This is a genomic window from Thalassospira sp. NFXS8 (genome assembly GCF_040148805.1).
Lineage (GTDB): Bacteria > Pseudomonadota > Alphaproteobacteria > Rhodospirillales > Thalassospiraceae > Thalassospira.
Map to the genome: position 1 here is coordinate 1,393,315 of NZ_JAGEMF010000001.1, position 24,268 is coordinate 1,417,582.

Sequence of the window (24,268 nt, forward strand, 5' to 3'; positions counted from 1 at the left end):
TCATAACCGCCACAAATCAATTCCGTCCGGGCGATCTTCGCGGGGCAGCATCGCGCGTACATCGGCAACAAACCCCTTGCCATCGACCAGCATGTTTTGCACCAGCGGCCAACCGCCCCTTACATAATCGCGGTGCGAAACCGCCATTACCACGGCATCAGCAGGTTTAAGATCCTCAAACGTGCACAGCTTTAACCCGCCAAATTCGTGGGCAACTTCATCGGCATCGGCCATTGCGTCATGCACCTGCACCGTAATCCCGGCATCTTCCAGCTCGCGGATAATATCAATCACGCGGGTATTGCGAATATCAGGTACATTTTCCTTAAAGGTCAGGCCCAGCACCGTCACTGTCGGGTTAACAACCCCGCCTTTGCGCAAAATCGCCCGGATCACCTTATTGGCAACAACCTCGCCCATGCCATCGTTAATGCGGCGACCGGCCAGAATAACCTGCGGGTAATAACCCAGCTCTTCGGCCTTGTGGGTCAGATAATAAGGGTCCACCCCGATGCAATGCCCCCCGACCAGACCGGGGGTAAAGCGCAGAAAGTTCCATTTGGTTCCGGCGGCTGCCAAAACGTCGCTGGTATCAATACCGGCACGATCAAAAATCAGCGACAATTCATTCATCAGGGCGATGTTCAAATCGCGCTGGGTGTTTTCAATCACCTTGGCGGCTTCGGCCGCCTTAATCGTCGGGGCCTTGTGAATGCCCGCCGTTACCACACTGCCATAAACGGCTGCAACAATTTCCAGCGTTTCCGGCGTCTGACCGGAAACAACCTTGGTAATGGTGGTAAAACGATGTTCGCGATCCCCGGGGTTAATCCGTTCGGGCGAATAGCCGACCGTAAAATCAATACCGGCCTTCAGGCCCGATTGGGCTTCCAAAATCGGCACGCAAACATCTTCGGTCGCCCCCGGGTAAACCGTGCTTTCATAAACAACGATGTCGCCTTTTTTAAGGATGGCGCCTACCGTTTTTGATGCCGACCGCAATGGCGAAAGATCAGGCAAATTGGCCTGATCAATCGGGGTTGGCACGGTCACAATGTGAAAGTCGGCCTGGGCCAAATCGGCGGCATTGTCGGTCAACAGCAAATTGGCGGCAGCAAGTTCCGGGGCATCAACCTCGCCAGTTGCATCATGACCGGCGCGCAATTGCGCTATCCGGTTTTTGTTAATGTCAAAGGCAACGGTTTGTTCATTCCCGGTCCCAAAAGCCACGGCCACCGGCAAACCGACATATCCCAACCCAACAACCGAAATCTTGCGTCCGTGGCTCATGAAGCTGACTTTCTGATTTTCTGAAATAACCATTTGCTTCTATCGACTGCCAGAAACAGCGTCAACGCATAGCACGGCATTTACCGCAATTCTCACGGTTAATCCCGCCAGTATTCGGCAATAAACAAAACATAAACCGTCATCAGTTCCAGTCGCCCCAACAGCATCGCTGCAATCAGCACCCATTTGGTCGGGTCTGACAGGGCTTCAAAATTGCCCGATGGGCCGCCCAATGCGCCCAACCCTGGCCCGGCATTGGCCATCCCCTGCGCCACCAGCGTGATCGCCGATAAAAAGTCCGGCCCGGTTGCCATAACACCAACGGACAGGACCAGAAGCGTCATCATGTAGATGAAAAAGAAATTTCGCACCCCCAGGATGGTCTGGTCATCAACAGCGTTACCTGCATAGCGGGTCAATAAAATCTGATTGGGGCGAATCATCTGGCGAAGTTGACGCATCAACCCGCCCCACAGAATTTGCCAGCGGAAAATCTTGATCCCGCCTGCGGTGGAACCCGCACAGCCACCAATAATCATAAGCATGAAAAACAGGCCGGTGGCAAAACTGCCCCAGGCACCAAAATCGGTGGTGGCAAAGCCGGTATCGGTTAAGACCGACGTCACGTTAAACGCCGACACCCGTAACGCATGCCAAACCGGCATATGGTTGGTATCGACATTCCATGCTGTCATCAGCACGATTGCCCCGGCCAAAACACATAAAAATACCAGAACCTGGCGTTCCTGAAAAAAGGCCCGGCTGCCTTTGGTAAATAAATGCGCATAAAAAATCAGCGGCAAGGCCCCGGCCGCCATAAAAACGATCCCGACCATTTCAATACCGACTGAATCAAAATAGCCCATCGAGGCGTCCTTGGTCGAATAGCCGCCTGTCGCAATGGTTGCCATGGCATGGTTGATGGCATCAAAGCTGCCCATGCCCGCAAGGTCATAGCCAATGGCGCACAACACCGAAAGCCCGACATAAACCGCCACCGTCAACGCTGCCATATGCACCACACGGGCCACCGGCTTGCCGGAAATATCCGATGATTCGGTGCGAAAAAGTTGCATTCCGCCCACACGCAACATCGGCAGCAACATCATCGCCATCACAACGATGCCGACCCCGCCAATCCATTGCATCAGCGATCGCCATAAAAGCAAGCCCGGCGCCATATCATCAAGGCCACTTAAAACCGTAGAGCCCGTCGTGGTTAACGCGGACATGGTTTCAAAATAGGCATCCGTAAAGCTAAGCCCCAGGCTGGAAAAATACAGTGGCAAACACCCAAATAAACTAACCAGCACCCAGGCCGACACCGTTAGCAAATAGCCCGCCCGGGCATTTAACCGGTCAGACAAGCCCCGGCAAGACAAGGCCAGCGATGCCCCGATGAACGCGCAAACCCCCGCCGACCCGGCAAAAGCCCACCAGTCAGCATTTTCCATGCCAAGATCCACCAGCATCGGGACTGTCATTGCTGCGGCCAAAACAACCAACAGCAAACCATTGACAAACAGGACAAAACGCAAGGCATTGCCAAACGACGTCATGAATTCTCCGGGGTTGCGATATGGGACAAGCAGCACAGACGATCCCTGTTTGCATCGGGCCACAATCTCATATCTGGAAACTTAACGGTCAGGCAGAATAACCTGACGGCAGGATTTATTGCGCTGCAACAAATGTCTTATGCCATAAAACAGAGCTTTAGAAGCCCTTTAATCGGGAAACCGATATTTGCGAAATACGCATGACACAAACAAAAATGGCGCGCCCCGGATGCTTCCCGGCAAGGCGCGCCATTTTTAAAAATCCACCGTAGTTTTAACCTTTAACCACGATATTCACCAGTTTCGGCGTCGGTTTGGCCACATAGATCAGCTTGACGATTTCCTTGCCTTCAATGTGGCGCGCCACATTTTCTTCAGCTTTGGCAAGGGCCTCGACTGTGGCCTGGTCGGCATCGGCGGCCACCAGAATGGCGCCGCGTTTTTTACCATTGACCTGAACCGGGACTTCAAATTCATCGTCCTTGGCTTTTTCGGCATCAAATACCGGCCAGTCAAACCGGATCACCGATTTTTTGGCGGCAAATTCTTCCGGTGCCAGCGTGCTTGCCAGTTCTTCGCCCAGATGCGGCGCAAACGGGGCAACCATCAGAGCAAGGGCACGAATGTGGTCCGCGTGAACCGCATTTTGTTTGCCAAGGGCGTTGGTCAGTTCGATCAAGGCGGCCAGGGCGGTGTTCAGGCGCAGATTGTCAATATCATTGCCCACCTTTTCGATGGTTTTATGCACCAGGCTGTCAATTTTCGCATCGAGCACATCGGTGCGTTCCGCCTGGGTTGCCAGTTTCCAGACATTGCCCAAAAACCGCAACATGCCAATAATGGCATCAGACTGCCACGGTTTGGAGCTGTCAAGCGGCCCCATATACATTTCATAAGCCCGGAAAGTGTCGATCGTGTATTGGTCGCAGATTTCTTCCGGCGGGATACCGTTTTTATAGCGTTTGCCCATTTTACCGGGCACCGTGATCAGGGCTTCGTCGGTTTTGGCGTTAAACGGCCGTTTTTTGCCATCAACGTCACGCATTTCGACATCGTGAATATCAACATAAACGCCGCGCGCATCGGTATAAGCATCCGCCGTGATCATGCCCTGGTTAAACAGTTGCTGGAACGGTTCCGGGGTTTGCACATGACCCAGATCGAACAGCACCTTGTGCCAGAAACGCGAATAGAGCAAATGCAGAACCGCATGTTCCGCACCGCCCACATACAGATCTACCGCACCGGCCAACGGCTTGCCGTTGTCATCCAGCGTTTTGGACCAATAATCGGCCGCTTCGGGCGCCACAAACGCATCATCGTTATGAGCATCGAAATAACGCAGGAAATACCAGCATGACCCGGCCCAGTTCGGCATGGAATTGGCATCGCGCTTAAAGGCACGTACCGGATATTCAACACCATTATGCACATAGGTTTCACCGGCTTTGGCATCGACCGGCAGAACCGACCCATCATCAAGCACAATCCCGGCGACTTCCATCCATTCCTTGGCGCGTGCCAGGGGGGGTTCGGGTTCGGAATTGGGGTCTTCATTCGATTGCGGCTTAAAATCGGTCATTTCGGGCAGCAAAACCGGCAAGGCGGTTTCCGCCACACCATGTACCTGCCCGGTTTCAAGGTCGAACAAAACCGGGAACGGCTCGCCCCAGTAACGCTGGCGCGAGAACAGCCAGTCGCGCAATTTATATTGCGTGCGACCGCGGCCAATACCACGTTCTTCCAGCCATTCGATCATCCGGGTTTTGGCATCCGCTGTGGCAAGGCCGTTCAGCGAAATGCTGTCATTGGCAGAATTGATGTTTTCACCAGTGTCGGTATAGGCCGCGGCAAATGCTTCCGGGGCTTCAACATATTTCGCCAGCAATTCATCGCCCGAAAGATCAACCGCGCTGGCAGGGGCGTTATCCTTCAGCCAGTTTTCGCTCGGGCGCGTGGTCGCCTTGATCGGCAGATTAAACTTGCGGGCAAATTCAAAGTCGCGCTGATCGCCCGACGGCACCGCCATAATGGCACCCGTGCCATAGCCCATCAAAACGTAATCGGCAATCCAGACCGGGATTTTATCGCCGGTGACCGGGTTGGTCGCATAGGCGCCAATAAACACACCGGTTTTTTCGCGTTCGGCGTCATCCTTGGCCGACACGGCCTTTACCTCGGCGGCCTGCTGGCGATAAGCGGCAACCGCAGCTTTGGCATCGTCGGCAACCAGGGCATCGACCAGCGGATGTTCCGGGGCCAGCACCATATAGGTGGCGCCAAAAATGGTGTCCGGGCGGGTGGTATAAACAGCAATTTTGCTATCCACACCCGAAACAGTTTCAACCGGGAAATTCACCCGCGCGCCAACCGAACAGCCGATCCAGCTTTTTTGCATTTCAACAACGCCGTTCGGCCAGTTCAGACCGGCAAGGTCCGACACAAGGCGGTCGGCATAATCGGTAATGCGCAGCATCCACTGTTTAAGCGGGCGCTTGTAAACCGGGTAATCACCGCGCTCAGACTTGCCTTCGTTGGTGACTTCCTCGTTTGACAGCACGGTTCCCAGCATCGGGCACCAGTTGACCGGCACCTCATCGACATAAGCCAGACGCGACCGGTCGATGGCGGCGCCAATGGCGGCACCTTCGGCCTTTGCACCATCGCCCACCATGCTGGCGGGCTGGGCAACGCCATCTTCATCGAGCAACCATTCACCGGTTTCAAGCAGCGGGCGCAGTTCGGCAATCGGGCGGGCACGGCCGATAACAACATTGCCATCCGGCCCGGTCCATTCCATCAGCGGATCATAAAAGCTGTTAAACAGTTGCAGGAAAATCCACTGCGTCCATTTATAATATTCCGGGTCGGTCGAGGCAAAACGACGATGCGGGTCATGACCGAGGCCAATCACCTCGAACTGGCGCAGCATGTTTTCAATGTTGGCTTCGGTGGTAATGCGCGGATGCTGGCCGGTTTGAATGGCAAACTGTTCGGCGGGCAGGCCAAAAGCATCAAACCCCATGGAATGCAAAACGTTAAAGCCGCTCATGCGTTTGTAACGCGCCTTAACGTCAGTTGCGATATAGCCCAGCGGATGGCCAATATGCAGCCCGACCCCGCTGGGGTAAGGGAACATGTCCAGGATCACACTTTTCTTTTTGGACGGATCAAAATCGGCATCACCCGGATTTGGGGTGCGATAAATATCGTTTTCGCGCCAATATTGCTGCCAGCGTTTTTCAAACGCCGAGGCGCTTTCCTGATAATTTGCGTTTGCCACTGTCGGGTTTACCACTGTCAAACTGCTCCTGCATCTGGTCAGGGTCAAACCGTGGAGAATTCTCGACACGCCCTGACCGGGTAAATTGCGAATTAAACCCTGTTCAATAATCGGGCTTGGCCCCCGGTGCAATCCCCCATCGCAATTATCGCCATCAAATGCACTGCATATCGGGCTGTTACGGCCTTCCTAAAGACGATTATGCGCATATTTATGCATTGGTAATGCATCAGATCCGGCATAAACTGCATATCCCCAAACGCGCGCCGCAATATGGGGCATCGGCCTGCAAAACATTGCTTAAACAGCGCAGCCCCACCCTTCACTCAACCCTTTGGTTAATACTTCGCTGGCTTTTTTCGCAAAAATATGTCAGTGTCGTTAGTTGAAAATTAACGCGCGTTCCCGCGAATGATCGCAGGAGTTGGGAAATGGACATCCTTATTGGTGGCCAGAATATTCAAAATACCGGAATATCAACACGTTCTGCCCAGGCCTATTTGCCGGGCGGTGACGCTGCGTCTGGTAAAAATGCATCCCTGACGGGTAAAGACTCGGGATCGAATATCTTTGGCGATGCCACCAAAATCTCGCTTTCCAGCGGATCTGCCCAGGCGTTAAGCACAGATCAGATCATTTCCGCGATCAACGAAAACCTGGCCAGTTCGGGCATATCGATCGAAGGTGTTAATCCCGATGATTACACCCCCGAAGCTGTGGCAGACCGGATTTTAACCCAGGTATCCAACCTGATTACGGCGCGCGCCGATAACGGTGACGAAGCCCGGCACATTCTGTCTGAAGCCTCGAAGGGGATCGCCAAGGGGATTGATCAGGCCCGCGATATTCTGGAAGGTTTGGGCGCGTTAAATGAAACAGTTAACGCCAGCATCAACGATACCCAGCAGCGCCTTGACGATGGCTTGAAATCGCTTGATGCGCGCATTACCGAACTGTTTGGCCCGCAAAAAGAAGCAACCCTTGCGGCGGCGAAACCTGAGGGTGACGAGCAGATCGTTCAGACCCAGATTACACAAACCGCACAGGCCAGCCAGTATTCGGCACAGGCCGCCGTGGCGCAAGACCGTAATAGACCACAATTTGGCACTTATGCCTGATGTTGCGGCCTGAACGGGCCCGAAAACCGGCATTTGAAAACTGTTGGCTGTTTAATTCAAAAAAAGATAGCTGCCGCTATTGAAAAACGCCACCGGCCGCCAATATCGGAAAAACAGCATAAGACCGAGCAAGCAGCAAGAAGTAACCGGCCTGACACTCCCCCGTCAGGCCGGTCTTTTTATGTGCCAATCACGGGTGCCACGATACGCCTGCGCGGCATAAACCGGGCTCGACCATCACGGATCATTCATAACGATTGTTTTTTGCCCCGGCAGGCGGCAGGCGGCAGGCGGCAGGCGGCAGGCGGCAGGCGGCAGGCGGCAGGCGGCAGGCGGCAGGCGCACTTAAGACGGGCCGTAATCAACAACAAGGATAACTTCACCGATAACCAAAATCACCTTTAAACCTTTAAGGGTGTGTGCTGCGCACAAAACAATCTTGTGTTCGGCGGGAACAAAGGAAGTGCTGCACAGTTCAATAAGTTAACAAATCAATAAGGAGAACACCGATGCGAGCCATCATCGTCCCCCTGGTCGCCCTTGTGGCGGGCGCCGTTTCACTGGTCGCCTTTCCTGCCTTTGCCGAAACCACCGCCACCGCAACCTTTCACAATGCCGAAGGCACCAATATTGGAACCGCTGATTTAACCGAAACCGGTGGCGGCGTTGTGATAAAGGCCGCAGTCACGGGCCTGCCATCAGATCAGTGGGTTGCCTTTCATATCCACGAAAATGGAAAATGCGATACTGCCAGCAATTTTAAAACAGCAGGCGGGCATTTTAACCCGACCCATAAATCACATGGCTTTCTGGTAAAAGACGGTTCCCATGCGGGCGATATGCCCAATCAATATGTTAATGACCAGGGGAAGATGTTCAGCCAGGTGATTAACACCAATGTGACACTTGATGACAAAGAAAATGGCGTGCGCGGCAAGGCCATCGTTATCCATGCCGGCGCAGATGATTATATGACCCAGCCATCCGGTGCAGCTGGTGAACGTCTTGCCTGCGCGATCATCAAATAAGCAAGGATCGTTAATTTTATGGGCTGGCAGGAACAGTACCTGGCAGCACCCGTAATTAAACCGACCACAACCGTTCCACGACAAGACGGGGGTGTTTTCCCCCGCGCCCTGATCAAAGGCAAATCGGCCTATTGCGGGAATAGCGGTGTAATCAGCACAACATCATCACGACGTGCGGATTATTATACCCGCCCGATGCCCCTCCCCCGATGGAACGTCCATCCCCGGAGCCGGACCGGTACAGCCCCTCCGATTGCGCGACAGCAAATCCGTTTTGCCAGGATAAAGCAAATACACATCGCCATAACCTGCCCCGGCCCGTACAAAAAAACGGGCACCTTTTGGGGTACCCGTTTTTAGGAAAATCAAAACGCCGAAAACTTAATCGTCGTTGCTAACGTCGTCGTCGCTCATATTGGTCATGCTTTCGGCGATCAGGCCGGCACTTTCACGAATGGCGCGTTCAATTTCGTTGGTCATTTCCGGGTTGTCGCGCAGGAAGTTTTTGGCATTTTCACGCCCCTGACCAACCCGGGTGGAATTATAGGAAAACCACGAGCCCGATTTTTCCACGATCCCGGCCTTAACGCCCAGATCAAGAATTTCGCCCATTTTGGAAACGCCTTCGCCATACATAATGTCAAACTCGACCTGTTTGAACGGCGCGGCCATTTTGTTTTTAACAACCTTGACCCGTGTCTGGTTGCCGACAACTTCGTCACGGTCCTTGATCTGGCCAATGCGGCGAATATCCAAACGGACAGAAGCATAAAACTTAAGCGCGTTACCACCGGTCGTGGTTTCCGGGCTACCGAACATCACGCCAATTTTCATGCGGATCTGGTTAATAAAGATAACCATGCAGTTGGACCGCGAAACCGAGCTGGTCAGTTTACGCAAAGCCTGGCTCATCAAACGGGCCTGAAGGCCGACATGGGTATCGCCCATTTCACCTTCAAGTTCGGCGCGCGGGACAAGGGCAGCAACAGAGTCAACCACCAGCACATCAATCGCACCGGAACGCACCAGCGTGTCGGAAATTTCCAGAGCCTGTTCACCGGCATCGGGCTGCGAAATCAGCAATTCATCGACATTAACGCCAAGTTTGCGGGCATATCCCGGGTCGAGCGCATGTTCGGCATCGACAAACGCACAGGTGCCACCCGCTTTTTGGGCTTCGGCAATCACATGCAGGGCCAGCGTTGTTTTACCCGAACTTTCCGGGCCATAAATTTCAATAATACGGCCTTTGGGCAAACCACCAATGCCAAGCGCAATATCAAGTCCCAGCGAACCCGTTGAAATGGCCGAAATATCAATAACACTGCCGCGCTGCCCCAGCTTCATGATCGAGCCTTTACCAAAGGCGCGTTCGATCTGCCCTAGGGCGGCTTCAAGTGCTTTTTGCTTATCCATAGTATCCTTATCCACCAATTGCAGCGCGGTTTGAATCATCGCTCGAACTCTCTTATTCCACAGGGCCGGGTCAGATGCAACGCAGGCGGTTCCCCGGTCCGAAATGCGGAACGCCACCGCTGGGTACCCTGCACAAAAGAACGGAACATATCCCGGTCCTTCCACGCAGAGGCGTTGAGAACATAATGCGAACACTGTCATATATTTTTCGATGTTGCAAGTTTGTTCTCATTCCACCGGTCGAAATTTGTCAGGCCCTATCCCCCGCAAGCGACAAAAGTTTTTCCCGCTAAAAAACAAAGGCAGCATATCCCAGCTTATGGCAAACCCGTTGCCTGCCCCCATCAGCGCGCCATCGGCAGGTTGGTGGGCAAACCGCCCCTGCCAGTCACCTCGCCCGCCGTATGGCTGCGTGATCAGGCCGGTCGCGATATGCCGGTTTGGGCAAAACCGGTATTCAGCGCCAAATATCAGGTCGTGATTTTCAGATGTTCGTGTTTATGCGTATGGCCATCTTCGCCGTGGCGATGGGCTTCAATATGCAATTCACCGGGAACGGTATAAAGGCTGCCGTGGCGGACACCGGGCTGGGCCAAAATCTGGTCAGCAAATTTGCGAATGTCGGACAGCTTGCCTTTTAATGTCACGATTTCAAGGCAAGTATCATGATCGATATGAAAATGGACAGTTGAAACCGTCAGATCATGATGTTCATGCTGGGCAGACATCAACCGGCTGGCCAGCATACGTTCTTCATGGTCATAAACATAGTTCAGCACGGCAATGCCACTGCCATTTTTATCGTCGGCCAATTGTTCCTGCTGCAGCTTTTCGCGGATCAGGTCGCGAAACCCTTCGGAGCGGTTGGTATAGCCGCGCCCGTCAAGAAATTCGTCGAAGGCCGACATCAAATCGTCCTCGATGGAAACGGTCACGCGCGTCATTCCATAATCCTTTCCTTAATCATCGGGCATATGTACCTGGCAGATATAACACCTGACCAACGTTTATGACTGCCAATTTCACAAAGGATGACCGATGTTTCAATCAAACTTCACAACGCTGCTGCGCGCCCTCGCCTGTCACCCCGGCACAGGACAGGTCCATACAATAACATTCCTTATGCAATCCTGACAAATTCAAACAATTACAATAGTTTGAATGACAGCCATAAAATTACCTCATATGACTTGCGGGCATGAACGGGCGTGACTTCCCTGTCCTTATCCGCCCCGCTTCATGCATTTGCTCGTGTCCCACAGATATATTATCTGTATTTAACTAACAGCCTGCTCCGTCGGAGTATGGCTGTTTTTTTTTGCATAATGGCATGTCACGACAAAAACAGAATGGCGACCCCGGCAAAGGCCATACATGTTCCCAATGCCGCCTGCCAGCCAACCGGTTTGCGCAGCACGACACCTTCATAAATAATCAGCAAAACCGGTGGCGTTGCCATCAGGGTGCTGGCAATACCGACATTGGCATTTTGCACCGCCAGCATCGATAGCCACACCCCCATGGCCGGGCCAACAAATGCCCCCAACATTAACCAGCCGCGCACGTCGGGTGCCGTGCAGGACACCAAAGTGCGGCGTATCCGCCCGCTCAAGGCGGCAATACCCCACATAATAACCACCGCCACCAGGGTTCTGATCCAGGTGGCTGACAAGGCAGAATAGCCGCCAATCAGTGCATATTTGGCGGTTATCAGATTGGCAACCTGGCCCACAGCGCCGCCCAGCCCGAACAGAATACCGACCAGATATTGCCGCCCGTTCAAATTGGCCGGTCGCCCCTTGCGGATCATGATTACCGTCAGGATGCCCCCCACGCCCAAAGCAACCCCGCCGATCTGAACCGATGTCAAAACCTCGTCGAACAGAAACCACGCCAGGGTTGCCCCCATAATGGGGACAGACGACATCATCAGCATCGACAAGCGCGCGCCCAGAATGGCAAATGCCTGAAACAGCATGGCATCGCCAATCACCAGCCCCAAAACCGACGACAAGGCTAACCAGCCAATTTGCTCCGGGGTGGTGGCGTGCGGCCAGGGTTGGCCTTCGATGACCCAGTGAAGCACCGTCAGACAGGTGATGGAGCATAACAGCCGCCCGCGATTAACACTTTGCGCCCCGGCCTTGCCACTGATGTTGGAGAAAATCATGCTCGACGTCGCCCAGGACAGGGCCGCCATCATCGCAGCAGCTTCACCGAAAAATGGGATCATGCAAGGAACATCCAGGCGCGAGGCAGGCTGCCTCGTTTAAAATACAGGAAAAACTCGGAAAACGTTTCAATCACACATCGGCAATTTTCGCAACTGGAACCGCACGCTAACCGGCAAAGCCAACATCCCCCCACCTTCGCCAGTTCCATTTCCGCCCGCCCCGTCTTTGAACGGCATAAAGTCGCCGCGCAGACGAACAAGTCCCTGATTTGTGAACGCAAAAAACTTCAAAATTCACATTATAATTAAAATTGTTTTATTGCCCCGTTGCGCAACCTGCGGAATAATTTCCCTGGGTTGTACAAACAGGGGAGATAACACGATGAAATCGACAACAGGCACCAAAGGCGTTAAACGGCGGGATTTTCTGGCAGGCGTTGGTGCAGGGGCCGTTTTAATGGCGTTTCCCATGATCGCCAAGTCAGCCATTAGCAGCAAAAACACCCCGAAGGCCGCCCCCAAAGGCGCAAAGATTGCCCGGGTGGGCATTTACCCTGCGATTGGCATTTCACGTGTAGGTGGCAGCAAGCAGTGGTTTTTGGCCCCCGAAGTTCCCGGCCTGCCGCCCCGGCCCGAAGGCGGGTTTAAGGATGGGCGGCAATTGATCAAAAAGCAGGTTCAACGTTTTCGCATTTATGCCTTTGATGACCAGGACCGCGTGATCGGCGAAATTACCGGCAATGATGCCACCATCGACTGGCAGGTGCATGTCGCCAACACCAAGGCCGCCTGGTACGGGTTTAACAACCCGCTTGATAATGGTGATTTGGCACCGGGCCTACCTGGCCAGATGCGTAACCAGTTTTTTGTATCCGATAAAAAACGCGAAGACATGCTGGTGATTGACGGGGGTGCCACAACAATTTCAGGCAAGGACACCAACAAGGATGGCGGCCTGGATGATTTTGCCATGAGCGGGTCGTTTTATGGCGATACCCCGGTGGGCCTTGGCGAAGTACGCACCGATGATGCCGGGCGGCTGATGGTGTTTCCTCCCGACGGCAAATCATCCAGCCCTGTCAATGCGGGCATTACCAGCTTTGCCGACAACGATGGCTGGCATGATGACTGGTGCGACGGCCCCGTCACCGCCAAAGTCAAACTGGGCGATGGCACCGAAATGGTTGCAGACCCGGCATGGATTGCCTGTGTCGGCCCCAATTTTGCCCCGGAAATTCCGCCCATTACCACCCTGTACGATGTGATTGACGATTTGAACGTGTCGGAAAAATGGGCTGATGCCCCCACCGAGCCGCTGTCATTTCGCAAATATATTTACCCGACCTTCCGCCGCCTGGCATTGATGGAATGGCTGACAAATGCCGCCAATTTGCGCGAAGGCTGGCTGGCCGTTGGCGATTTTTCCGACCCCGCCTATATCGCCAAACTGGCCAATCCATCGGCCGACAACAAGGCCTTCCGCGCGGAAATATTTGCCAAGTTCCGTAACCCCGAAAATACCGGCCCCAATGCCTATAAGGAAGAACAGCTTAAAATGCCTTATATGCTGGGCGACGGGGTAAATTACGATGGCAGCCCGTTGCAATGGTTCCAGTTTCCCAAACTGCAATATTCCTATTTGAAGGCGTGGGCGGCTGGCAATTTCATTGACGATTTTGATGACACCGAAGCCGACGCCGTTCACGAACTTGACGACATGGATGTGGCCCTGCGCCCCCATGCCTTAACCGAAGCCGCCCTTGAACCCTGTTCGGGCGGGGCGTTTCACCCCGGGGTCGAGTTGACCTATTATTTGCGGCTGGCACCGATGTATGAACGCAACCGCAATGACAAGGCCGAACCGTTCCGTCTCGCCCATGGCGACCGCCCCAGCCTGATCCAGAATATTGGCCGGTTGTTAACGCCCGAAAAGGCCTTTAACGGTGGCAATGGCGCGCCGCCGCCCATTGGCCCGCAAATGCCCGGCGATTTAACCCGCTGGATGGGCCTGCCATGGCAATGCGATGCCTTTAGCTGCCAGCAAGTGCTGATGCAGTCGGAATTCCCCACTGCCGTCTGGTGGCCGGCTTTGCTGCCGATTGATGTGCTGCCCGAACGCTATTACGACGAAATGATGCGCACCGACCTGTCAGCCGAAGAACGCAAAAAGTTTTTTGAAAACCGCGTGCCGTGGTCGCGCGGGGTGGCGGGCATTGGTTACCATGCCAATGGCAGTTACTGGGACGGGATCACCAACATGATCGCGTTATGGCAACGCATGGGATTTGTGGTGCGCAAACCGGGGCCAAGCGATGTTAACCGGCCCAAGGGTGTCCCTGCCGAGATGTTTGTTGAAGTAGAACGCAGCGACATGGAAATGAATTACGTCTGGACGCCCGAAGACGGTGAATTGCCGAAATGACACGTGCCGATATTGCCGTTATTGGCGGCGGCATTGCCGGTGCCGCATCCTGCGTTGCATTATTGCAGCGCGGGGTGCGCCCGGTTTGGATTGCCCCTGCCCCCACACCGGGACGAGACCGGATTGGCGAAACATTATCGCCTGCCGCCAATACCATTCTGGCGGACCTTGGCCTGGCCAGATTGCTCGCCCGGCCCATGCATCGGGCGGCCAATACCAGCTTTTCGGCCTGGGGCAGCGACCAGCTTGTTGAACGCAACGCCATTGTCCATCTTGAAGGGCCGGGCACGGTGCTGGACCGTGCCGGGTTTGAAGCCGACCTGTTCACAGCGGCCCTGCAGCGTGGTGTAACCCATATTGATCGGACCATACACCATGCCGTCGAAAATGATGGCAAATGGAAGCTGACATTTGCCAATGGCAAAAGCCGTGTGTTTCCCTTTGTTCTCGATTGCACCGGCCGCAGCAGCACACTTGCCATCACGCAAGGCAAGCGCCAGCGCACCGACCAACTGGTGGCGGCACATTGCTTTTTACGGCAAACCGACATGGATGTGGAACCCACACCGGCCACCCTGATTGAAGCAACAGAAAACGGCTGGTGGTATGCAGCCCTATTGCCCGACAGCCGCATGGTCGTAAGTTATTTTTCCGACCCCGACCTGCTGCCATCCGGGATTAGCCGGGATTTTAAAACATGGTCGTCGCTGGTTGCACAAACCCGCCATATCGACCGCTGGATCGACAGTGCCGGTTTCACCCTGCATGATTTGCCAATCCTTGCCAGTGCCGGCACCACATGGATGACCCCGATTTCGGGGCAAAACTGGGCGGCAGTTGGCGATGCCGCCGCAGCGTTTGACCCGCTATCATCGCACGGCATGACAACGGCCCTCTGGATGGCCCGCCAGGCCAGCCATGCCATTTGTGCCGCCCGCAAAGGGCAAACCGACGCTCTCGCGTCCTATGACGCTGCCGTCAAAAAGGGGATCGACGATTTTCTGGTTCAGCGACAAAAAATCTATCAACAGGAAACCCGTTTTTGCCAGTCGCTTTTCTGGCAACGCCGCCATGGCAAACATCCTGAAACCTGATCTTTGCCTTTTGGGTCACACGCCAACAGGTTCAGAATAAATTCAGCTTTTTAAACCAGACTGCCCCTGCTGTGCTGTATCAACATTCAAAGAGGCGGGGTTGTGAAATACCTATCGTTAATGATTGCCATTCTGGCCGGGGCATGGGCCGGCACATGGGCCACGACAGGCACGGCACAGGCAAAAACCATTACCGTTTGTACATTGGTGGCGAACGCCCAAACCGGCGAAACCCTGCTATCGCAGGGAAATTGCACGCAAAGGGCCACCGCCGCCTCGACCTTTAAAATCGCAATCAGCCTGATGGGATATGATGCCGGGATTTTAACCGATGCCCACCACCCGGTTTTGCCGTTCAAAAAAGGATACCCTGACTGGCGAACGGCCTGGCGTCAGGATACCGACCCAACCCGCTGGATCAAATATTCCGTCGTTTGGTATTCACAGCAGATCACCCAAAAACTGGGCAAGGCACGCTATGAAAATTATGTCCGTGCATTTGATTATGGCAATCAGGATGTTTCAGGCGATACTGGCAAAAACAATGGCCTGACCCGCGCGTGGTTAAGTTCCAGCCTGCAAATATCGCCTGCGGAACAGGTCACATTTTTGCAAAAACTGGTCCGTCGGGAATTACCGGTGGCCCCAAACGCCTTTGATACAATACCCGCCCTGTTTGATATCGGCAGACAACCCGGTGGCTGGCATGTTTATGGCAAAACCGGTGCCGGGCTTTCACAGCAGGCCGATGGCACCGTAATCAAAGGCCAACCGGTGGGCTGGTTTGTTGGATGGGCCTACAAAGGGCAGCAGTCTGTTGTCTTTGCCCGACTAACCCGGGATACCACCCGCCCGGCACAATCCCCCGGCTTTGCCGCGCGCGATGCTGTCCTGAGCGACCTTTTTGCCAACGATCACGCCTTTTAATACCAGTTTCACACACAACACCCCGCCAAACGCGCCGACGGTCACATTCCCCGGCAAACCATATAGCCATCACCTTGCGAAATATGGCGCACGCAGTATGGTGGGGGCGGTCGCCAGCAACAGGAACGCCTTAATGAGCCGGAAAAACACAGAAGACGCGCAAACCAAACCTTTTAAGGGGATCCGTCGCCATTTGCATGATGGCGAGGTGGTGATCATGGATTTGCCGTTATCGCCAACATCCATTCTGGTGCCCGGCATCATCAAGATCATCTGGCTGGCGGTGCTTATTTTTGCGGCCTATCATTATGCCGAAATATACGATTTTCTGCGCCCTTATCTTAAATCCGCCGTTACCGGGCCGGATGCCTTCGCCGCCTTAAACCGGATGTGGGAAAATTACGAATTTGTATTTTCCATTGCCCTGTTTGGCGTGATCATTGCTGCAATATCGATTATCTGGCGTCTGTTTCGCCGTGCGCTGGGCATTTCAACCGCCGCGGCACGCGACAGCATATTGTTGCCGATAACCGCAATACGCGACCTGTTCTTTTTTGAACGTGTTATCACCAACAACCGGATCGTGACGCGCAGTGGTGTTTTTATCAAGGATCAGGACGACACCGGTTTTGAAGCCATCAAAGCCACCCAGATATACAAAAGCGTGATTGGCAATATTTTTGATTTTGGCGATTTACGTATTACCGACCGGCTGGGTTACAGCTTTGTTTTGCGCCAGGTTACATCGCCCGAAAAAGTTGCCAAGGAACTATCGGATTTCTTTGGCCGGGTGACATCGCACCGGGCCAGTGAACCGGTAAACATCACCGGGCGCAGCCGCGAAACCATTATCGACACGCACAACCAGAACCCCAACCTGCCACCTGAAACCGAAACATTCTAGCGCAGTTGGCATTGTTTCCACACCAGAGCCATTAAACGGCCCGGTCTGCCTGATTTAACGCCTGTTGAAGCAGGGAAATGCCCTGTTCGGTGTTGGCAAACACGGCAATGCCGTTGCGCTGTAGCAAGGCAACCGTTGCGCCAACACCGTTATGGCGCGTGCCGTTAAATTGCCCGTCATAGATAAAACTGCTGCCGCAAGACGGGCTCCCATCAGTTAGCAACGCAAACCGGCACTGGCGGGCACGGGCAAGATCAAGCGCAATTTGTGCCCCCGATAAAAAGGCATCGGTAACATCGCGCCCGGTATTTTCAACGACACGGGCGTTGCGCACCAGAACGTCAGCGCCGTCATATCCCTGTTCGATTTCGGCGGCGGGCCGCGGAATGGGCAACCCGGCCGAAATTTCCGGGCATACCGGCACCAGACGCCCCTGTTCCTGCCAAAGTTCAATCGCATCATGAACCAGCGTTTTGGCAGAGCCATTGTAACGCACCGGCGCGCCCAGCAAGCACGAACTGATCAGGATACGGGCTGGCACAAACAGGTTCTCCCAACGGTTAAACACAATCAGAACGAAATCAAAGGACGTTATCCCGATATACCATATCCTGAAAACAGGGCGAACGGATCAGAACTGTTTCGCCCCGCCTTTAAGCAACTGCTGACGAAATATGACGGTTCCGGCATCCAGTTTGGGCAGGTAATCGCGATGGCGGGCCAAAACCCAGCTATAAACCGTGATTTCGCCGATGCTGCGGGCGTGAAAACCGGGGGGCACGCCCCCGCTTGCATCAAGGGAATAACCATCCAGCAACATGGCATCGATATGGCCCTTTCTGATCATGCCTTGCATCATCACAGGGCCACCTGGCACACGCACCACATTCGGGTGGTTTGCCAGCAACGTATCAGACCATTTTGACCCCAGCCAAACACCGACAGACTGATTGCGCAAATCATCCAGCCCGGTAATGCCAGCATCCTTTGTTACCAGCATTTCCGGCACCCGGCCCACACGGCTTGCCCCCGAAAGAACCGAAACAGAAACTTCGTCTTGAAACCCGGCAGGACGGGCAAAAATGCCATCCACATGCCCTGTTTCCAGGGCCAGAACGGCCCGTTGATTGGGCATCCATACCGGATCAACGCACAAACCGGCCTGTGCCATTGCCAGAATGTAATTTTCGTAATTATGTTGCGGTCCTAAAACTTCGGGCATCGCCATAACAAGGCATTTGCCCTGTGACAGGCTATTGGCCTGCGCCCGATAAAACGGCAATGCCATCATAGCCAGCAGCACAATAAAGGCCCGCCCCGCAAATTTGCGGGCGACATGAAAAACAAAATAGTCCTGCACGGTCAGGCGGCTCCATTCGGGCGCATAAAATTGATGGGCAGGTTTAAGCACATAATGGTTGCGCGTGCCATGCCCTGGATATGTAAAAATAAAAAAGTGCAAAACCGGAAGTCCCGATCTTGCACCCCTAAGTCATCAGCACGCTGGCAACCGCCATTCCTGAGCCGGAAAAGGTTAAAGAACCTCTTTTACCTTGGTTGCCAATTCCTTAAGCGAGAAGGGCTTGGGCAGGAAATGAACACCGTTTTCTTCATCAAGCTCGTCACGATAGGTATCTTCGGCATAGCCGGAAATAAAGATGACTTTCAAATCCGGGCGTTCAGCCCGTAGTTTGCGGATAAGGCTGGGGCCATCAAGGCCCGGCATCACCACATCGGAAATCACCAGGTCAATCGTTTTGTCCGTGTTTTCCAGAACCTCAAGGGCATTATCCCCGTTGCTGGCTTCCAGAACATCATAACCTTTGCCCCGCAAGGCACGCGCCCCAAAGGTTCGCACGGCATCTTCGTCCTCGACCAGCAAAATCGCCCCGCTACCGGTTAAATCACGTGACGGGGCTTCTTCGCTTACAGCCTGACTGGCGGCCAGTTCTTCGGCGGTAATTTCATAACGGGGCAGATAAATGGTAAAGGTTGTGCCAACCCCCATTTCGCTTTCTACCGAAATAAAACCGCCTGTTTGCTTAACGATGCCATAAACGGTTGAAAGGCCAAGGCCGGTGCCTTCACCCCGTTGTTTGGTAGAAAAGAACGGCTCAAAAATGCGGGTCAGGTTATCTTTGGGGATACCAATGCCGGTATCGCGAACTTCGATACGCACATAATCGCCCGCCGGGATAATTTCGGTACCGGCATGTTTGGTTTCATCAACAATTTCATTGCTGGTCTTGATTGCCAACACCCCGCCGCCCTGCGACATGGCATCACGCGCATTGACCACAAGGTTGATAATCACCTGGTCCAGTTGCCCCGGATCAACCTTGACCAGCCCGATATCGCGGCCATGTGCCACCTTAAGGTCAATCTTTTCACCAATCAGACGGCGCAACAGGTTCGACATTTCGGCCAGGGCATCGGTGATGTTAATCACCTTGGGCTGCAAGGTTTGCCGACGCGAAAACGCCAGAAGCTGGCGCACAAGGTTCGCCGCCCGGTTGGCATTTTGTTTGATCTGCATAATATCGGCAAAGCTGGGGTCGCCCGGCCCGTGGCGCGACAACAGCAAATCACAAAAACCGATCATGGCGGTTAGCAGATTGTTGAAATCATGCGCGACACCACCCGCAAGCTGGCCAACGGCCTGCATTTTTTGCGACTGGGCAAATTGTTCCTCAAGGTTTTTCTGCTCGGTCGTATCAAGGAAGTTAAGCAGCAACGCACCGCTTTCGCCCGACCGGCCTGCAACCCGTTGCAGGTAAATATGGGCCGCCACCCCGCGCGATCCTTGCAGGCGGGCTTCAATCTGGCCGCCCTTGCCCATGCCCATCACAGCCTTGGACAAATAGCGCGCCACATCGTCGCGGTCTTCGGGCAGGATCAGTTCAAGAATGGAACGCCCAATAACCTTGTCGCGTTTTTGCCCGGCGGTATCGATAAAGGCGCGGTTGGCATCGGTGACGGTGCCGCTCATATCGGCCAGAATGATGGAAAGCGGACTGTCATCAAAGAACCACCGCACCCGGCGTTCTGTTTCGGCCAGGGCGTGTTCCCATTCATGCGCGGGCATCGGATCGGGGAAAACAACAGCCTGGCTGCGAATCGGTCCGGTATTAGGCGCATTGATCGAATGGGTGATAAAACATTTGATCGGCTCGCCGCCGCGCACCTTAAGGCGCACTTCGCCATTCATGCCATCGCCAACCATCAGGTCGGCCAGCTCAACCGCGCCATCGGCATAGTCTTCGGGTTTACCGCCCAGCCATGTTGCCAGGCGCTGATTGACATAAAGAATCCGCCCGTCTTCATCCAGGCCAAACACCCCGACCGGCAAACGTTCGATCATCAGATCGGCATGCTCGAATCCCCTGGTGCCCGCAGGAAGATGCGATGAAATACCGCCAATATGGTCGGGCACATCGGGGGCAAGGTGGCTGGCAACGGCGGTTGCATCCTGCAAGGCAAGCTGACGGCCCTGCTCCACAACAATGGCGTTGCGGCTGGCGGCATCAACACCATCAACCGTCCATAACATTTGCCCGCGCCGGGCATTGGCCGGGGTAACCGACAAACGCAATATTCCGGCACGGGGGGCCGGGCCTGTTGCATTTACGCCCGATATTGCGGCTTCATCGCTTGCGGCGGGGGCAACAATATATGATGCCGGTCCCTCTGGCCCGGCTTTGGCATCATCGGTATCGGTTTTTTCCGCGACAGAGTCGAAATAAATTTCGCCGGCTTCGCCGCGCATGGCGCGTGCGCGCAAATCCGTCAGGTCCGCACTGTCAGCATCAAGGAAACTTAACCGGCTTTCCAGCGCAGCCAGCATGTCTTCGCCCGGTTCGATACCCAGTTTTTGGGAAAAGGCAGGATTGGCATAAAGGGTCCGCCCATAGGCATCGATCAGGGCAATGCCAATATCGGATGTTGCAAAACCGGACATAAGAGGCGCCAGATCACGGTCGCCCTCACGGCGACGCGCGGTCACCGACAGGATGCCCACTGCCAATGCAGCGACCCCTGTGACCATCGCACCAATGATCCACATCAGGCGTGGGTCGATTCCTGCCTGTGCCATGATTTGCATCAGGACATAGATGAAACCGACAAACGCCACACTTACTGCAAGGATTAACCCCCGTAACAGCACGTCACCGCCTTTATTACCAACAGCTTATTACGACAGCCTATAGTTTTAGCTGCAATTACGCCCACTGGCTACCAACAAGTTTCACCGGCTGTTCCCCCAAGGACGCCCTATCGAACATCGAAATCACGGCATCGTCATGGCAGAATAGGAAAATTTGGCACAATATCCCCCATAACCAGATGTTTTCCGCCATACCTGCAGACAAAATCCACCCCGGCAAACACCCCCGTGGATCAGGTTTCATCCCGCCATCACCCCAGATGACATGATAATCCAAGGGCAAAAATACAGCAAAAAGGGCCACAACAGTGGCTGTTGCGGCCCTTTATACGTCACCGGCATTAAATACCCGGGCATCATTGATCAAAACCGGCCAATCAGGCCCTGTGTTAACAGGCTGGTTATCGCCCCCTGCCGATCGCGTCGCAAGTCCGGCGCACCCTTGCGCCCAACCACCCCTTCATGATCCATTTTCACAGAAAGCCGGTGTCATTATCGGGGACAGGTTTTACTGATTTGGCATTACAGGTGTCGTTCAACCAGTTTTTTCAACGCAGCCCGAACACTTTCACTGGCATTAAATTCGATGCTGACTTCCGTTTCATTCACCGCACAAACCCGGCCCGATATCCAGCCCGAAACGGCAGGAACTTCCAGTTCGATAGATGTTCCAAAGGAAACCGCGGTTGCGGTTTTCACCAGGGCGCCCCCTTCGGAAATATTCACGATCTCACAATCATGAATGTCCCCCCGCAGCCTGACCTTGGTTTTTATGGAAACCTGCGCGCGCGGCGCGCCGCGACGGTCAACATCGCTTGTCGATGTGCGCACAACATCAACCAGAACCTTGCGCAAATCACGCACAGCATGGGCCACCTGGCTGGATAACCCGCCAACTTCCTTGGCCAGATCCCCGGTGACGGCGGCTTCGGTGGATACTTCGCCAATCCGGCCCGAAACCTCGCGCGAGGCCGATGCGCTATCGGTCACATTACGTGCGATTTCACTGGTTGCGGCACTTTGTTCTTCAACGGCGGCGGCAATCGCTGTTGAAATCATATCAATATCGCGAATTTTTTCTGCAATCCGGGCAACGGCATGAACCGCCGTTTCTGTAACGGCCTGAATTTCCCCAATCTGACGGGTGATTTCATCGGTCGAACGGCCCGTCTGGGTGGCAAGGTTTTTCACTTCCTGCGCCACCACGGCAAATCCCTTGCCGGCTTCACCGGCACGGGCGGCTTCAATGGTTGCGTTCAGCGCCAAAAGATTGGTCTGGGCCGCAATGCCCGAAATCAGTTCGACAACCTCGCTAATGCCATTAACCGTTTCAGCCAGTTTGGCAATGGTGCTTTCGGTTTCGTTGCTGGCAGAGACAGCCTCGGCGCTGATGCGGTTGGCGTGATCAATCTGGGTGTTGATTTCAATCAGCGACGAATTCAGCTCCTCGCCTGCGCCGGCAACGGCCTCGACGGTTGCGAGTGCCTGATGAGACGCACTGGCAACCGAATTGGCATTGGACTGCACGGTATCGGCCGATACTGACATACGGTTGGCGGCTGCGGCCAGGTTGCCGGTTTGCTCGGAAATGGTTTTAACAACTTTTCCGGTTTCGCTTTCAACCTTTTCCGCCATTGCCAGCAAAGCACCCCGGCGGTTCTTTTCCGCATCAAGGCGCTGCTGTTCCTGCTGCTTGCGCAATTGGTCGGCCTGAAGCCCGGTCGACCGAAAAGACTCAAGCACACGGCTTAAATCGCCAATTTCATCGTGGCGGTCGGACTGAACGACAACAACATCATAGTTGCCCTCGGACAGTTTTCTTAAATTGCCAACCATCCCGGTCAGCGGAATGCCAATGCGCCGATGCATAAATAATGCAATCAGGCCACACACCACAATTGCCGCCACCGTCACGCCGGTTGTCAGATAGAAAACCTTGCTGATATTGGCATCGAGTTCGACCAGTTTGCTCGACAGATGATCTTCTGAACTGGCGCTAAAAACCTGGGTTTCCTGAACCATCACAGCCAGGGCATCGGACATTTTTTCGGCTTCGGCATCAAATTTGCCCATCAGGCGGTTACCCTGCTCGGCCCCACCGGCAATATAGGCCTTCGCCATTTCCTTGCCCTGCGCATAATAGGATGGAAACGCGGCCTCAACCGCGCCAAGGGCCGTAACGATTTTGTCCTGATTTAAGCGCATCGCGATTTCGCGGGCCGTGTTGATATCTTTTTTCAGGGCCTGGGCGGCTTCTTCGGCCTTGTCAAAACCATCATCAAGACCATCCATGCCACGGGTTGCCGAAATATCCGACAGCCATTGCTGAACCTGCACAACATTATAACGGGCATCGGAAATATTATGGATAAGCACCGGGATATCGCTTGTGGTAACCGCGGCAATTTCAACAGCCTCGGCTGTTGTGCGCCGTGCATTAAGGTCAACAAAGCCGATACCCACTGCAACGGCAATCAGCATGACAACGATAATGGCATTAGACAGGGCGATCTGCCCTGAAAGACGAATCTTCATAAAGACGTTCCCGAACTTATCACCCCGGTTTTGCAGGGTTTGTTGGCAGGTTAAACAGCAGCCCCCCAATCGAAACAGGAAGTCACCATGAAAACAGGTTACAAGATGCAGATCCTATACCTTGAGAAAATAAATTATATCTTGGGATATGATTTTCAATACGGCTTTTAAACAAATACATCGGTCGATGAAATATTGTTCAAAAACGCCCTGATTTTAGCGGCAAATCAACATTACCTGCCACTCATCCCGATCATGACGCCCCGTTGTCACACGGGAAAAATGCCTTTTACCCGCAGGCTCGCAAAGACAAAACAGCATAGGCAGCAAACCTGGCCCGGGTAACTTTCCCTG

General features: G+C 54.1%; 16 protein-coding genes. 6 read left to right on the forward strand and 10 right to left on the reverse strand.

Translation table 11 applies throughout. The annotated features are described in order from the left end of the window. The 3 genes from J4E05_RS06345 to leuS form a co-directional block, all read right to left on the reverse strand. On the reverse strand, positions 1–1,290 hold the full coding sequence (locus tag J4E05_RS06345; RefSeq protein WP_349594653.1) for a nucleotide sugar dehydrogenase: 1,290 nt from the start codon (positions 1,288–1,290) through the stop codon (positions 1–3). Between the two features lie 98 nt (positions 1,291–1,388). Next, positions 1,389–2,849, reverse strand: a complete 1,461-nt coding sequence (locus tag J4E05_RS06350) for a TrkH family potassium uptake protein (protein ID WP_349593483.1) — start codon at positions 2,847–2,849, stop codon at positions 1,389–1,391. A gap of 274 nt (positions 2,850–3,123) precedes the next feature. Further along, entirely contained in the window at positions 3,124–6,147 is a 3,024-nt protein-coding gene (gene leuS, locus J4E05_RS06355; RefSeq protein ID WP_349593486.1) for a leucine--tRNA ligase, read from the reverse strand. A 416-nt stretch (positions 6,148–6,563) separates the two neighbouring features. On the opposite strand from leuS, the gene J4E05_RS06360 reads away from it, so the two are divergent. Together J4E05_RS06360 and J4E05_RS06365 are read left to right on the forward strand one after the other, a co-directional pair. After that, positions 6,564–7,250: a DUF5610 domain-containing protein gene (locus J4E05_RS06360; protein WP_349593489.1), complete on the forward strand. Its 687-nt coding sequence runs from the start codon at positions 6,564–6,566 to the stop codon at positions 7,248–7,250. A gap of 509 nt (positions 7,251–7,759) precedes the next feature. Then, positions 7,760–8,278 (forward strand): superoxide dismutase family protein, encoded by a 519-nt coding sequence (locus tag J4E05_RS06365; RefSeq protein ID WP_349593492.1) that lies wholly within the window; start codon positions 7,760–7,762, stop codon positions 8,276–8,278. A 381-nt stretch (positions 8,279–8,659) separates the two neighbouring features. Here J4E05_RS06365 and recA read toward each other — a convergent pair whose 3' ends face one another. The 3 genes from recA to J4E05_RS06380 all read right to left on the reverse strand — a co-directional run bounded on the left by recA (position 8,660) and on the right by J4E05_RS06380 (position 11,927). Then, a complete protein-coding gene (gene recA / locus J4E05_RS06370; protein ID WP_085589770.1) occupies positions 8,660–9,733 on the reverse strand; it encodes a recombinase RecA in 1,074 nt (357 codons plus the stop codon). Positions 9,734–10,164: 431 nt separating this feature from the next. Next, positions 10,165–10,638: a nickel-responsive transcriptional regulator NikR gene (nikR, locus tag J4E05_RS06375; RefSeq protein WP_085589768.1), complete on the reverse strand. Its 474-nt coding sequence runs from the start codon at positions 10,636–10,638 to the stop codon at positions 10,165–10,167. A 389-nt stretch (positions 10,639–11,027) separates the two neighbouring features. Beyond that, positions 11,028–11,927: a DMT family transporter gene (locus J4E05_RS06380; protein WP_349593495.1), complete on the reverse strand. Its 900-nt coding sequence runs from the start codon at positions 11,925–11,927 to the stop codon at positions 11,028–11,030. 322 nt (positions 11,928–12,249) lie between these two features. On the opposite strand from J4E05_RS06380, the gene goxA reads away from it, so the two are divergent. From goxA to J4E05_RS06400, 4 genes are all read left to right on the forward strand, one after another. Then, complete coding sequence (goxA, locus tag J4E05_RS06385) at positions 12,250–14,289, forward strand: CTQ-dependent glycine oxidase GoxA (protein WP_349593498.1); 2,040 nt, start codon at positions 12,250–12,252, stop codon at positions 14,287–14,289. After that, positions 14,286–15,383 (forward strand): glycine oxidase maturase GoxB, encoded by a 1,098-nt coding sequence (goxB, locus tag J4E05_RS06390; protein WP_349593502.1) that lies wholly within the window; start codon positions 14,286–14,288, stop codon positions 15,381–15,383. The genes goxA and goxB overlap by 4 nt, the downstream gene beginning before the upstream one ends. Positions 15,384–15,503: 120 nt before the next feature. Beyond that, positions 15,504–16,310, forward strand: coding sequence for a class D beta-lactamase (gene blaOXA, locus J4E05_RS06395; protein WP_503012332.1), 807 nt, complete (start codon positions 15,504–15,506; stop codon positions 16,308–16,310). Positions 16,311–16,443: 133 nt separating this feature from the next. After that, entirely contained in the window at positions 16,444–17,214 is a 771-nt protein-coding gene (locus J4E05_RS06400) for a PH domain-containing protein (protein WP_349593507.1), read from the forward strand. A 31-nt stretch (positions 17,215–17,245) separates the two neighbouring features. Here J4E05_RS06400 and J4E05_RS06405 read toward each other — a convergent pair whose 3' ends face one another. The 4 genes from J4E05_RS06405 to J4E05_RS06420 all read right to left on the reverse strand — a co-directional run bounded on the left by J4E05_RS06405 (position 17,246) and on the right by J4E05_RS06420 (position 23,914). Further along, positions 17,246–17,755 (reverse strand): 2-thiouracil desulfurase family protein, encoded by a 510-nt coding sequence (locus J4E05_RS06405; RefSeq protein ID WP_349593510.1) that lies wholly within the window; start codon positions 17,753–17,755, stop codon positions 17,246–17,248. Positions 17,756–17,845: 90 nt separating this feature from the next. After that, positions 17,846–18,625, reverse strand: a complete 780-nt coding sequence (locus J4E05_RS06410) for a substrate-binding periplasmic protein (protein WP_349593513.1) — start codon at positions 18,623–18,625, stop codon at positions 17,846–17,848. Between the two features lie 123 nt (positions 18,626–18,748). Next, entirely contained in the window at positions 18,749–21,379 is a 2,631-nt protein-coding gene (locus J4E05_RS06415; protein WP_349593516.1) for an ATP-binding protein, read from the reverse strand. Between the two features lie 522 nt (positions 21,380–21,901). Further along, the gene (locus J4E05_RS06420; protein WP_349593519.1) at positions 21,902–23,914 is read right to left on the reverse strand and encodes a methyl-accepting chemotaxis protein; all 2,013 of its coding nucleotides are present in this window, start codon (positions 23,912–23,914) and stop codon (positions 21,902–21,904) included. Positions 23,915–24,268: the final 354 nt, after the last annotated feature.

What these genes read in the sequence shown, in the direction of transcription:
- J4E05_RS06360 (WP_349593489.1), top strand. Translation starts at nt 6,564, where the DNA reads ATGGACATCCTTATTGGTGGCCAGAATATTCAAAATACCGGAATATCA.
- blaOXA (WP_503012332.1), top strand. Translation starts at nt 15,504, where the DNA reads ATGATTGCCATTCTGGCCGGGGCATGGGCCGGCACATGGGCCACGACA.
- goxB (WP_349593502.1), top strand. Translation starts at nt 14,286, where the DNA reads ATGACACGTGCCGATATTGCCGTTATTGGCGGCGGCATTGCCGGTGCC.
- J4E05_RS06350 (WP_349593483.1), bottom strand. Translation starts at nt 2,849, where the DNA reads ATGACGTCGTTTGGCAATGCCTTGCGTTTTGTCCTGTTTGTCAATGGT.
- J4E05_RS06400 (WP_349593507.1), top strand. Translation starts at nt 16,444, where the DNA reads ATGAGCCGGAAAAACACAGAAGACGCGCAAACCAAACCTTTTAAGGGG.
- J4E05_RS06420 (WP_349593519.1), bottom strand. Translation starts at nt 23,914, where the DNA reads ATGAAGATTCGTCTTTCAGGGCAGATCGCCCTGTCTAATGCCATTATC.
- J4E05_RS06380 (WP_349593495.1), bottom strand. Translation starts at nt 11,927, where the DNA reads ATGATCCCATTTTTCGGTGAAGCTGCTGCGATGATGGCGGCCCTGTCC.
- J4E05_RS06365 (WP_349593492.1), top strand. Translation starts at nt 7,760, where the DNA reads ATGCGAGCCATCATCGTCCCCCTGGTCGCCCTTGTGGCGGGCGCCGTT.
- J4E05_RS06345 (WP_349594653.1), bottom strand. Translation starts at nt 1,290, where the DNA reads ATGAGCCACGGACGCAAGATTTCGGTTGTTGGGTTGGGATATGTCGGT.
- recA (WP_085589770.1), bottom strand. Translation starts at nt 9,733, where the DNA reads ATGATTCAAACCGCGCTGCAATTGGTGGATAAGGATACTATGGATAAG.
- goxA (WP_349593498.1), top strand. Translation starts at nt 12,250, where the DNA reads ATGAAATCGACAACAGGCACCAAAGGCGTTAAACGGCGGGATTTTCTG.
- nikR (WP_085589768.1), bottom strand. Translation starts at nt 10,638, where the DNA reads ATGACGCGCGTGACCGTTTCCATCGAGGACGATTTGATGTCGGCCTTC.